At 70.5% G+C, this 12,121-nt stretch carries 9 protein-coding genes; 4 read left to right on the forward strand and 5 right to left on the reverse strand.

The features are described from left to right. The first annotated feature begins 225 nt into the window (after nucleotides 1-225). From ACIBO2_RS25475 to ACIBO2_RS25490, 4 genes are all read left to right on the forward strand, one after another. A complete protein-coding gene (locus ACIBO2_RS25475) occupies nucleotides 226-1,389 on the forward strand; it encodes an alpha/beta hydrolase-fold protein (protein WP_397299785.1) in 1,164 nt (387 codons plus the stop codon). A 144-nt stretch (nucleotides 1,390-1,533) separates the two neighbouring features. Further along, complete coding sequence (locus tag ACIBO2_RS25480; RefSeq protein ID WP_225300811.1) at nucleotides 1,534-1,758, forward strand: hypothetical protein; 225 nt, start codon at nucleotides 1,534-1,536, stop codon at nucleotides 1,756-1,758. 368 nt (nucleotides 1,759-2,126) lie between these two features. After that, nucleotides 2,127-3,173 carry an MDR family NADP-dependent oxidoreductase gene (locus ACIBO2_RS25485; RefSeq protein ID WP_397299788.1) on the forward strand — a complete coding sequence of 349 codons (1,047 nt, stop codon included), beginning with the start codon at nucleotides 2,127-2,129 and terminating at the stop codon, nucleotides 3,171-3,173. A gap of 17 nt (nucleotides 3,174-3,190) precedes the next feature. Continuing rightward, complete coding sequence (locus tag ACIBO2_RS25490) at nucleotides 3,191-3,559, forward strand: MerR family transcriptional regulator (protein WP_397299790.1); 369 nt, start codon at nucleotides 3,191-3,193, stop codon at nucleotides 3,557-3,559. Here the strand turns inward: ACIBO2_RS25490 and ACIBO2_RS25495 are convergent, their stop codons facing one another. From ACIBO2_RS25495 to ACIBO2_RS25515, 5 genes are all read right to left on the reverse strand, one after another. Then, nucleotides 3,560-4,843 (reverse strand): hypothetical protein, encoded by a 1,284-nt coding sequence (locus ACIBO2_RS25495; protein WP_358545675.1) that lies wholly within the window; start codon nucleotides 4,841-4,843, stop codon nucleotides 3,560-3,562. Between the two features lie 52 nt (nucleotides 4,844-4,895). After that, entirely contained in the window at nucleotides 4,896-6,131 is a 1,236-nt protein-coding gene (locus tag ACIBO2_RS25500; RefSeq protein ID WP_358545677.1) for a glycosyltransferase, read from the reverse strand. Between the two features lie 188 nt (nucleotides 6,132-6,319). Further along, the gene (locus ACIBO2_RS25505; RefSeq protein ID WP_397299794.1) at nucleotides 6,320-7,681 is read right to left on the reverse strand and encodes an MFS transporter; all 1,362 of its coding nucleotides are present in this window, start codon (nucleotides 7,679-7,681) and stop codon (nucleotides 6,320-6,322) included. Next, a complete protein-coding gene (locus ACIBO2_RS25510) occupies nucleotides 7,678-10,458 on the reverse strand; it encodes an MMPL family transporter (RefSeq protein WP_397299797.1) in 2,781 nt (926 codons plus the stop codon). Before ACIBO2_RS25510 ends, ACIBO2_RS25505 begins: the two co-directional genes overlap by 4 nt. Then, nucleotides 10,451-12,121, reverse strand: a complete 1,671-nt coding sequence (locus tag ACIBO2_RS25515) for a fatty acyl-AMP ligase (RefSeq protein ID WP_397299800.1) — start codon at nucleotides 12,119-12,121, stop codon at nucleotides 10,451-10,453. The genes ACIBO2_RS25510 and ACIBO2_RS25515 overlap by 8 nt, the downstream gene beginning before the upstream one ends.

A 12,121-nucleotide genomic window follows, 5' to 3' on the forward strand; every position in this document is an offset into this window, starting at 1 on the left:
GGCTCCCATGCTGCCGGGTGATCGGCCAACATACCCACACGCCGTGGCACCGGGGCAGGCCCGTACCGAACATTCCTCGGGTCCGATTTGTCACGCCAGTGATAACCCTCGGTTTTGTCCGGCAGAGCGCACCCTACGGCGATATTTCGTTGCGTTGGGGCATAGCTGGGCCGGTACCCGGGCCCCTAGCCTCGCCTCCGGTCTCACTTGCGAAGGGGAGCCCTCATGCGATCCCGCGCCCTACTGGCACTGGCGACGACGGTGCTCCTCGTCGGCTCGAACGCCACCCCCGTACTCGCCGATCCGGGCTGGTCGCTTGTGCCCGACGGAAAATCGACCACCACGGGCACGGACGCTCAACAGGCCAAGGGCGGGCGCCCCACGGCGGCCCCCAAGACCGCGACGAACTACATGCCCGGCCAGAAAGCCCTCCCCGGCAGTGCCCGCGTCGTGCGGGAGAGGTGGCTGAGCCCTCGCATGCTCGACCTCCTCATCTCCTCACCGTCGATCGGCCTGATGACGCCGGTCCGACTGCTGCTCCCCAAGGGCTGGTCCAAGCAGGCGAACCGTACCTGGCCCGTCCTGTACCTCCTCCATGGCGGCGCCGACAACTACACCTCCTGGACCCGCATGACCGACATAGCCGGCTTCACCGAGAACCTGGACGCCATGGTCGTCATGCCGGAAGCAGGCCGAGCCGGTAACTACTCCGACTGGTACAACGGCGGCAAGGGCGGCACACCGGCGTGGGCCACGTTCCACACCTACGAGGTGCGGCGGCTGCTGGAGATCGGCTACCGTGCGGGCACCCGGCGGGCCGTGGCCGGCCTGTCGATGGGCGCGTACGGGGCGATGAAGTACGCGGCGCGCTATCCGGGGATGTTCCGCTTCGTCGGCGCGTACAGCGGCATCATGGCCACCGAGATCCCCGGCATCCCGGCGATCATCATGAACGCCCAGGCCAGTGAGAAGCAGGACCCCAAGGCCCTGTGGGGCGACCCCGTCCGCGACAGGCGGATCTGGGCGGCCAACGACCCCGTGGCCCTGGCCCCGAGGCTGAGGGGCGTCTCCATCTACATGTCGAGCGGCACGAACAGCTTCATGGGCCCCCTGGACCCGCCCGGCTCCCCCTGGCACCCGGCCCACCTGGGCGAACCCATCTCCGCCTACACGGTCAAAGCCCTGAGCAAGCGCCTGAACAGCCTGGGCATCCAGCACACCCTCAACCTGTACGGCAACGGCACCCACACCTGGCCGTACTGGATCAGGGAGTTCAAGAACTCGTACCCCATGATCTTGGCCGCGCTGGGCCTGCCGGGCGGCGGCCCGCCCAAGCTGGACACGACGGACCGCCAGGGCGACTGGCAGTTGGCCAATCCCCGACCCTGAGCGGTGACGACCCCCTGTCCGCGGCTTTCCGGACGCCAATAAAACGGGCATAAGGCCGATGTTCCTGGGTATTCACGCCCGAAAACCGAACCACTGCGGCGAATGTGGCGTTCTAAGATCTCGCGGTGGCGCATACTGGAGTAGATGAAGCCACCCAGCGCCGCGACCCGGCGCCACCTGCCCACCAGCCCCTTCAAACCCCCGCCTCCGGCGCCGCCGGTCGAGCAGTTCAGCATGCACGACCAGGTGTCCCACGACCGCTACGGTCTCGGTCGGGTCATCGGTGTCGAGGACGAGGCCGTCCTCATCGACTTCGGATCACGACAGGAACGCATCACGACCCCATACGCCAAGCTGATCAAACTCTGAAACCGCCTGGCACCATCTGAAGCGGGCAGCGTTCGCCAGAGGGCGCTGTCGGCGTGTGTTGACGCGTGTTATCGGGCCCGGCCCTGTAAGTATGGTCACCGCCTTCAGGCGCTCCGCGCCGATGGAGCTCGGGCGGTGACAGTGGGGACATGTCCCCACACCTCCGGCGAGGTTACCTTCCGGCCCTCGTGCTCCCCGGGCCCAAGCCGTCTGGTCAGTTCGTGCTATCGGAAATCCAGCCTGCGGCGTGTGCCCCAGGGCGGCGAGCCACGACCATCTCCTCATCGTGCGACTTGCCTTTGACGTATGGGTCAAGGGTTAGGGTCGCGACGCCATATGGGCCCCCTGCCCACCGCTGAGGAGCGTCGATGCCCGCCCTATCCCGCATGTCCCGCGAAGCCTTGCCCCGTACGTCCCGCGAAGTCCGGCTCGCCAGCCTGCCTGACGGCCTGCCGAGGCCGGAGCACTTCGAGGTCGTCGAGACGCCATTGCCCGTGCCTGAAGAAGGCCAGGTACTGGTCCGCAATCGCTTCTTCCACGTCTTCGCGGCACTCCGCACCCTGATCGGCGGGTCGGTGAAGGGCGCGCCGTTTCCCCCGCTCCTCCCCGGTGACACCCTGTTCGGGGCGGCGATCGGTGAGGTCGTGTCAGCGCCCGCGGACAGCGGGCTGCGCCCCGGTGAGCTGGTCTCACACTGGCTCGGGTGGCGCGAGTACGCGGCCGTGGCCGCGGCCCAATGCACCCCACTGGGTGACGCACTGCCCAACCCTGTCGCGCATCTGGCACAGGGCTGGACCGCGTACGCCGCGTTGACCCTGGGCGCCGAGGTACGGCCGGGCGACACGGTGTTCGTCTCCGGCGGCGCCGGCGCGGTCGGCTCGCTGGCCGGGCAGATCGCCCGCCTGCTCGGCGCGGGCCAGGTCATCGGCAGCACCGGCTCACCGGAGAAGGCTGAGCGGCTGGTGTCCGAGCTGGGGTACGACGCCGCCGTGATCCGCGGCGCGGAGCCGATCGGCGAGCAGCTGGCCAAGATCGCGCCAGACGGCATCGACGTCCTCCTGGACAACGTCGGCGGCGAACAGCTCCAGGCGGCGCTGGCCGTGGCCCGGCCCGGGGCACGGTTCGTCCTGGTCGGTGCACTGTCCGGCCAGATGTCGGCGCACGGCACCGGTACGACGGCGCCGGTCGAACTGGACACCTACCAGCTCATCCTCAAGGGCGTCACCATGCGTGGCTTCAGCGCCCCGGACGACGCGCGGGCACGAGCGCAGTGGATCGAGCGCTTCGGCGGCTGGCTGCGTTCCGGAGAGATCACGTTTCCGCACGTACGAGTGCCGGGCATCGAGCAGGCTCCCCAGGCGTTGCACGAGATGATCGGCGGCCGGCACCTCGGAGCCGTCGTCGTAGAGCTGTAGTTACCTTTGGAGGGCTGATGCGGATCGGCGACGCGGCGGCAGCGGCGGGCACGACACCTCGGGCACTGCGTTTCTATGAGCAGCGCGGGCTGCTGCCCCCGGCGCCGCGCACGATGACCGGGCAGCGGGAGTACGGGCCCCGTGACGTGACGCTGGTGCGGATCATCCGCGAGCTGCTGTCGCTGGGGCTGACCGTCGAGGACGTACGCAGCTGCGCCGAACGCCTCCACCTTCTGGAGGGCGACGCGTTGCCGCCGTACGACAGCACTGGCTGCACCCAGGGCACCGGAGTCGTCCAGCGCCGGCTCACCGCCCTGGATGAGGAGATCTCCCGCCTGACGGCGCTGCGCGAGCGCCTCGCCGCCAGGGTCGGGACGGCGAGCTGATCAGGCGGTGTGCAGATAGACCTGCCCGAACACCTCGGACAGCTTCTTGAGGTCCGTGGCCGAGTCGACTTCCGGCGCCGACGGGTCGTAGATCGTGGCCAGCCGGGGACGGATCGAGGTCAGCTTCTTCAGCTGGTCCCAGGTGGCGTTCTCGGCCCACTTCTCGCCGTACAGCCTGCTGACCTGGCCCTGGTCGTTCTGCCAGCGGGACCAGAGGTTGATCGTCTCGGCGGCGTCGGCCTGGAGCGGCGTGGCGATGCGGTCGGTGATCGACTTGGTGGCCTGCTCGGCGGTGAGCTGCGGCGAGCCCACGGCGGCGAAGCCCGCGTCTTCCGCGGCGATCTGACCGTAGGCGTCCCAGGCGCGGGCCCTGACCTGGATCCACTGGTTGCGCTGGGCCTCGGTGGCGTCGATCTTCCAGGTGGCGTACTCGGTCGCCAGGTGCCCGCCGTCCAGGGCGAGCTGGTCGACGAGGCCCTTGGTGAGCCAGGCGCCGATCCGCTCGGGGTCGAGCAGCGGGTACTTCTTGGTCACCTCGGCCTTGCACGTGTCGTTGGCACCGCAGCCGAGCACCGGCACCACCGTGTGCACGGCCAGCTTCTTGCCCGGCGCGAGGTTGCGGAGCGTGGTCGTGGCCTCCGTGACGAACTTGTCCATCTCGTCAGCCGTCTCGAACGTCTTGTTGAAGCCGAGCTGCGAGCTGAACCTGATCCCCACGGCGCCCTGCTGCGCCGCGACCGCGGCGACCTTCTTGGCCGCCTCGGCGAGCTTGCCCGCCTTCCAGTCGTCGGCCAGCTCCGCGTCGATCCAGACGCGCATCCCGGCCGCGGCGGCGGCCTTGACGGCCTGGCCACCGGCGGACTTCTCGGCAGCCTGGATCTCGGCCTTGGACAGGCCCTCGGGGTTGACGAAGCAGTCCTCGGCGGACTGGCACTCGGGCGAGCCGCCGTCCTCGGCGCCCTCGACATCGGGCGAGTCGACGTCGTGCAGCTCGCCGTCGCCCTCGGAGTCGTTGGCGCACTCGTTGCCGGCTTCGGTGCAGTCGACGGTGATCGGGCTCATCGGGCCGGCTTCCTGCATGTGCTCGCCGTCGTTGGAGAGCCAGAAGTTGGCGATGTCCCGTGCCTCGTCGGGCGTGGCCATCCAGCGGCAGACGACGTACGCCGGGGTGTCGCCGGACATCAGGTCGTTGCAGCTGCGCGGATCGTCCTCCGACCAGGCTGGAACGCCTATGCCCAGCAGTGAGAGTGCCAATCCGATGACGAAAATCTTCCTCAGTCGCATGGCGCCTTACTCCAGGGGGTGATCACGGACATATCGCACAATATCTGGATGATCAGCTACCTTCAATGAGATCCACTGCGTTCTTCACCCCGTGTTCCACCCGCAGTAGCCCCCCAAGTTGCGCCGCGTTCTCGCGATATTCCGGTACGGCCAGCAATCGCGCCGCCAATGACCGCCCGCTCAGCGCCCGAATAGGCAACGGCGGCGGCCCCGCTCCCAATGCCGCCACCCGGCGACCCCAGAATGGTTGGTCGGAGAAAAAGGGGCAGACCACGTTCGGCACCCCGGCCGCCAACCCCGCCGCCGTGGTCCCCGCCCCACCGTGGTGCACGACGGCTGTCATCCTCGGGAACAGCACCTCGTGCGCCACCTCCCCCACCGGACAGACGTCCGCCGAGGCGGCCACGGGCAGCCCCTGGACCACCGCCCGTACCCCGGCCAACCGCAGCGCCGCGACCACCTGCTCGGCGACCGCCTCCGGCTCATCGGGCACCATGCTCCCGAACCCGACGAACACGGGCGGCGGTCCAGCATCCAGAAAGGCGGCGACGTCTGGGGGCAGCGGGATGGCGGTCGGCTCTGGGTTGGGCGGGAGGCGCCAGTAGCCGGTCAGGTGGACGTAGTCGGGCCAGTCGCGCGGCCTGGGCACCACCAGCGGGCTCACCCCGCACAACACCGGCACCCGATCCCGCCGGTCGGCTGCGAACGGGCTCCCCCGCAACGGTCGCAGCCCCAGCACTTGCTCGCGCAGCCGGTTCATCATGCGGCCCAGCATCAGCCAGCCAAGCCGCTCGACCACGGCGAAGCTGGCCCGGTTGCCGACCCTGCCCAGGGTCCGGCACGGGATCAGCGGGTTCGGGAACTCGCCGGTCGGCTCGCTGGGCTGGAACTGCAGGATCCCGTACGGCATGCCGTACCTCTCGTGCAGGTGCCTGCCCATGGCGCCGAGCGCGGGCGCCAGGACCAGTTCGGCGTCGGCGCAGGCGTCGTCCACCTGGGCGACGAGCTCCGCGGCGAGCGGTTCGAGAACGGCCCTGAAGCCCCGCACGAACCCCAGCGGCCCGCTGCGCAACCACGCCTGCCCTTCGTCACTCTCGACGATCGCCACCGGATCCACCCCCAGTGGCACAAACCACAGGCCCGATAAACGCTCACCTGCGGCCAGATGCCCGAAGCGTTCGGACGCCACGAGCGTGGCCTCGTGCCCACGCGCGGCCAACCCTTGGGCCAGCGCCACGCACGGCTGAGTGTCCCCCCGCGACCCCAGAGCCAGCACCGCAACCCTCACACCCAGCCTGCCTTCTCGGCTCTGCCCGCCGTCACGCCCAGCCCGCCCTTACGCGCGGGTCACCATCACGCCCAACCTGCCTTCTCGTCCCGCTCGCTCTCACACGCGACCCGCCTTCACCAGCGGGTCCTCGGCCGGCCCTCAGGCGCGGGTCACCGTCTTGGCCGACCATCTCACGGCCGATCTGCTCACGGCAGTGTCAGCAAGGCGATCAACGCGCCCAGTAGTACGAGGGCCGCCGCGACCAGCAGTCCGAGCGCGTACCCCTGGGAGAAGCTTCCGGCCTCGTGGACGATCACCCCGATGGCCGCGATCCCGAAGAGGCCGGAAATTTCACGACTCACGGAGAAGATGCCACCCGCCACCCCGGCCCGAGACTCAGGCACCGCCCCCAGCACGGCCGACCCCAGCGGCATGGTCAGCGCCGACCCCACCCCGATCGCGCAGACAGCGGGCACCAATCGCCCCCATCCGTCCCCCGCCTCCAGGAACGCCGCCCCCACCATCCCACCCGCCACCAGCACCAACCCGCAGGCGACCGTCCTCCCGCTCCCCAGCCGCCGCTCGACCACCGGCACCAGCGGCGTGACGACCACCACGAGCAACGCCAACGGCACGAACGCCATCCCGGAGGCTGTAGGCGTGAACCCGAGCACCCCCTGCAGGAACAGCGCGGTATAGAAGAACACTCCGTTGACCCCGAGCCCCCACAGCACCTGAGCCAGCACCCCACCCGTGAAGCTCCGGCCCGCGAACGGCCCCAACTCCACCATCGGCGCCCGCGCCCCACGCTCCAGGACCAGGAACAGCAGCCCCCCACCCACGCACCCGGCCACCGCTATCAGGATCGGCGGCGACCCCCAGCCGTACTCGCCCCCGTGGATCAGCGCGAACGTCCCAGAAGCCAAAAACACCACTGACGCCAACAACCCAGGCACATCCACCTGACCCCGCTGCCCGGCGGGAGGCTCGGCGCGTGTTTCCGGTATTGCGAAGGTGGCCAGCGCGATGACGGCCGCTCCCATGGGGACGTTGATCAGGAACACCCAGCTCCAATGGGTGTGCTCGCTCAGGTACCCGCCCAGCACCGGTCCCAACGCGAGGGCACCGGCGCCGGACGCCATCCAGATGGCCACCCCGAGCGAGCGGTCGGGCCGCCCTGCCAAGACGGCCAGCGTCGCGGGCAGGATGAGTGCCGCCCCCACCCCCTGGGCCAGGCGCGCGGCGACCAAGGGCTCGATCGACGTGGCCAGACCGGCGCCGAGCGATGCCCCGGTGAAGATGGTGAGCCCGATGAGCAGCACCTTGCGTCGTCCATAGACGTCGGCCAGGCGGCCGCCGGCGATCATGAGGCCGGCGAACGTCAGGATGTATCCGGTGGCGACCCATTCGAGCGCGCTCAGGCGGGTGTGGAGATCGCGCTGGATGCTGGGCAGGGCGACCGTGACCACGGTGTTGTCCAGCGTCGTCACGAACCCGGCCAAGCCGACGACCGTCAGGAGCAGCCGGGACCGGGTGGCGGGCTGGACAGGGGCGACGGTCAAGGTCACGTGTCCACCTCCGCCCAGGTCCAGCCGGGTCCGTTGGGGTTCGCCCTGACGACCCTGGTACGACCGGTGGTGACCTTCTCCCAGGTCGGGCGCCGCGTACCAGCGGCACGCCTGGAGCCAGGGGCACCCGGGTCGTCGGGACCAGATGCGGTGTCGGCGGTATCGGCGCCGACCGGGCTTGGGGGGGTCGGGCGGGCGGTGACCTGCGGTCGTTTGGAGATTGCGGGCTCGGCGGCGCTGTAGGGGCGCTTTCTGACGGGTGGTGCGGCGGGGCGCGGGACGGGGAGGGCGGCAGGGGGGTCGTGTTCGGCGGATACCGGTATGGGGTCGGTGTCCACGCCGAAGATGGCTGGGCGGCCGTTGACGGTCACCGGCGCCGCTGTCCCAGGGCCATCTTCCGCCCAGCACCAGCCGGGGCCGTCCGGATTGGGCTTGATCGCCCTCCCGGGACGCGGGCCGCTCGCCGTCTCAGGGCGCCGACTCCCGCCGCCGTCCGCACTCGCCGACGCGGCGCCCGGGGACGGCGCTGGCGGGGAAAGCGCGTCCGGGAGAAGCCCAGCAGGCAACTGAGCCGAAGAGGGCCCTCCCGAAGACGGAGGCCCCTCGCGGAACTCGATCCGCCGATGCACCCCCCGTAACACCCCCGGCAGCCACCAGTTGGCCCCGCCCAACAGCCGCATCGTCGCCGGCACCAGCAGCGCCCGCACCAGCGTCGCGTCCACCACGATCGCCACGAACATGCCCACCCCGAGCAGCTTCACGATCGTGATCCCAGCCGTCGAGAACGCCCCGATCACCACCAGCAGCAACAGTGCCGCGCTGGTGATGACGCCGCCGGTCCGCTGCAACCCTGTCGCCACCGCGGCCGTGTTGTCGCCCGTTCGCAGCCACTCCGCCCGTACGCGCGACAGCAAGAACAGCTCGTAGTCCATCGACAGCCCGAACACCACCGCCAGGATCAATACCGTCACCGTGGCCTCGATGGTCCCCGTCGACGTGAAGTGCAGCCAAGCAGCCAGGTGGCCGTCCTGGAAGGCCCAGACGATCACGCCGAACGAGGCGCCGATCGACAGGACGTTCATGAGCAGGGCCTTGAGCGGCAGCACGATGGAGCCGAAGGCGGCGAACAGCAGCAGGAACGTCACCCCGCCCACCACCAGCGCCATCCACGGCAACCTGGACAGCAGGCTCGACAGGAGGTCCATCTGGGCGGCCGTCGGGCCGCCTACGACGAGCCGCCGGATGTTCGGCTCCGGGGTCATGGATCTGATCAGGGTCACCAGGTTCTGGGCCTGGGCCGACATGGGGTCGTAGGAGTAGCGGACCGCCAGCCGTACCGCGCCGTTGGGCTGGGAGAGGCCGGCCAGGTCGACGCCCGTGACGCCGGGCAGTTTGCGCAGGCGGTCGGCGAGGGGTTTGGCGTCGGTGGGGTCGATCGGGGTGACGGCGCTGATCGGGGTGTAGCCCTGGCCGAGGGGGCCGACGGCGGCGGGGCGGGTGGTGAAGGAGCGTTCGATGAGGGCGTGGACGTCGATCGTGGCCATCGAGTTCTTGGCGAAGTCGCGGTCGACGGTCTCGGCGACGCGGCGGCTCTCGGCGGCGGCGGGCAGGACCCGGTGGTCGACGTTGCCGAACCGTACGTGGGCGAACGGCCCGGCCAGCGCGAGCAGTACGGAGGTGACCGCGACCAGGTAGAGCACGGGCCGTTTCATCACGCTGGAGGCGATCGCGTGCCACAGGCCGGCACCCACGCGGGCCGAGCCGAAGTCGGGGGTGATGCGGATGGCGTCCACGCGGGGACCCAGGACGGACAGCGCGGCGGGCAGGACGACCAGCGCCGCGACCATGGCCACCAGCACCACGGCCGCCGCGCCCAGCCCGATCGAGCGAAGGAACATCTGCGGGAACAGCAGCAGCCCCAACAGCGAGGTCGCCACCGTCAAACCGGAGAAGGCGACGGTACGCCCGGCGGTCGCCATGGTGCGCACCACGGCCTCCTGGGTCGGGGCACCGGACCTGATCTGCTCCCGGAAAGAGTTCAGCACGAAGAGCGAGTAGTCGACGGCCAGGCCGAGACCGAGCATGGTGACGACGTTCAGCGAGAAGACCGAGACCTCGGTCACCTCGGTCAGCAGCCTGAGCAGCACGAGCGCGCCGAGCACCGCGAAGAGCCCGACGAGCAGCGGGAGCCCGGCCGCCACCACGCTGCCGAACACCACCACGAGCAGCACCAGCAGCACCGGCATCGAGATCGCCTCGGCGCGCGCCAGGTCGGCGGCCGTCTGGTCGTTCAGCTCCTTCAGGAGCGGCACCGAGCCGCCCACCTGGACCTGGAGGTTCGCGACGGGCAGCCGGTCCTTGATCGCCGCGTACGCCTGCTGCTTGGCGCCTTTCAGGGTGATCAGGGCGTAGGTGGCGTGTTCGTCGGTGGACATCAGCTCCTTGGCGCCGGTGGTCCAGTAGGTGGCCAGCTTGCGTACGTACTGGACGGGCAGGGCGCGCAGGGAGTCGTGTACGGCCTTCTTGAAGCGCGCGTCGCGCACCTTGACCTGCGGGTGCCGGTAGAGGACGACCACGTCGGGGGCGTTGCCGCTGTACCAGACGTCGTTCCAGCGGGCGGCGGTGGTCGAGTCGGCGGCCGGGTCGGCGAAGCCGCCGTCGGCCATCCGGCCGAACAGCTGCAGCCCGAAGGGCGCGACCAGGACGGCCGCCACCAGGCTCAGGACCAGCAGCGTCCACCGGCCGCGGTGGATCAGGCGCCCCGCCGACTCAAACAAGGGCGCCCTCCAGGTACGCCCGCAGGCAGGCCCGCCGGGCGATCTTGCCGCTGGTCGTCCGGGGTACGGCTCCGGTGCCGGTCAGCACGAAGTCGTGCACGGATAAATCGTGAAATTTCCGGACCGCTGCCCGTACCCGAGCCGCCACCTCCGCCGGATCGGCCGAAGCACCACCGCGCGACCGCTCGGCCACCACCACGAGCCGCTCGGTCTCCTGCCCCGGCACCGAGAAGGCCGCCACATGGTCGCGCCGCACGGCCCGGTGCGCCTCCTGGACGGTGACCTCGATGTCCTGGGGATAGTGGTTGCGCCCGTCGACGATGATCAGGTCCTTGATCCGGCCCGTGACGTACAGCAGCCCGCCGTACACCACCCCGAGATCCCCCGTCCGCAGCCAGGCGCCGTCCGCGCCGTCCAGTACCGCGCCGAACACCTCGGCCGTACGGAGCGGATCGCGCCAGTAGGCGCGCGCCACGTTCGGGCCCTGGACCCAGATCTCCCCCACGCGCCCGTCCGGCGACTCCTGCCCGCCCGAGCCGACGACGCGCACCCGCTGACCACTGGGCCGGCCGCACGCCACCAGCGTGGTCAGCGCCCCCGACGACCCGCCGTACGGCACGGCGCGTCCGTCGCGGAGGGCGTCGCGGTCGAAGTCCGTGGCCACCACCGCCTCGTCGGGTCCCATGGCGGAGACGAAGACCGTGGCCTCGGCCAGCCCGTACGCCGGGGTGTGCGCCTCCGGCCGCAGCCCGCACCCGCCGAACGCGGCGTTGAACGCCTCGACGGTGCCGGGCCGTACCGGCTCCGCGCCGTTCAGCATGACCCGCACCCCGGACAGGTCCAGCCCCTCTTTGTCGGCCGCGCCGACCCTGGCCGCCGTGTACTCGAAGGCGAAGTTGGGCCCGCCGGTATAGACGTCGTCGAACTCGCTGAGCAGCCGCAGCCATCGCACCGGATGCATGACGAACGCCACCGGATCCATGAACGCCACCTGATTGCCCGCCACCATCGGCAGCGCGATCGTCGCGACCAGCCCCATGTCGTGGAAGAGCGGCAGCCACAGAGCCGCGACCGAGGTACGCGGCTTGGCCCGGAACAACTCCCACAGCTGCGCGGCGTTGGCCTCAAGGTTGCCGTGCGTGATCTCCACGCCGGCGGGCGCCCGGGTGGAGCCGGAGGTGTACTGCAGGTAGGCGAGCTCGCCGGGCTCGATCGCCACCGGCTCCCACTCGTCGGCGAGCAGGTCCGAGACCGTGTCGACGGCGATCACCGGAACTTCGGCGGCGAAGGCCCGCACGCCGGGCAGCGCGGCCGTGGTCGTGAGCACGGCGACCGGCTCGGCGTCGGCGTAGGCGCGGGTCAGCCGCTCGGCGTGCCCCGGCAGATCGGGCGCGAACAACGGCACCGCCACGATCCCGGCGTACAGGGCGCCGAGCATCGCCACCACGTACGGCAGCCCCTGGGGAGCGAGGATCGCCACCCGGTCACCGGGGCCCGCGACCTCGCGCAGCCGTACGGCCAGCGCCCGCGCTTTGAGGTCGGCCCGCGCCCAGGTCAGGGTCTCGCGGGAGCCGTCGCCCAGGTAATCGACGAAGGTGTAGGCGGGCGCGTCCGGGATCTCCCGCGCCCATCGCGCCACGCGCTCGATCAGTGCCTCGGGCAT

Source organism: Nonomuraea sp. NPDC050022 (assembly GCF_044460705.1).
Classification (GTDB): Bacteria; Actinomycetota; Actinomycetes; order Streptosporangiales; family Streptosporangiaceae; genus Nonomuraea.

Coding starts and splice junctions, on each gene's coding strand:
- ACIBO2_RS25475 (WP_397299785.1), top strand. CDS start 226: ATGCGATCCCGCGCCCTACTGGCACTGGCGACGACGGTGCTCCTCGTC.
- ACIBO2_RS25480 (WP_225300811.1), top strand. CDS start 1,534: ATGAAGCCACCCAGCGCCGCGACCCGGCGCCACCTGCCCACCAGCCCC.
- ACIBO2_RS25485 (WP_397299788.1), top strand. CDS start 2,127: ATGCCCGCCCTATCCCGCATGTCCCGCGAAGCCTTGCCCCGTACGTCC.
- ACIBO2_RS25490 (WP_397299790.1), top strand. CDS start 3,191: ATGCGGATCGGCGACGCGGCGGCAGCGGCGGGCACGACACCTCGGGCA.
- ACIBO2_RS25495 (WP_358545675.1), bottom strand. CDS start 4,843: ATGCGACTGAGGAAGATTTTCGTCATCGGATTGGCACTCTCACTGCTG.
- ACIBO2_RS25515 (WP_397299800.1), bottom strand. CDS start 12,121: ATGCCCGAGGCACTGATCGAGCGCGTGGCGCGATGGGCGCGGGAGATC.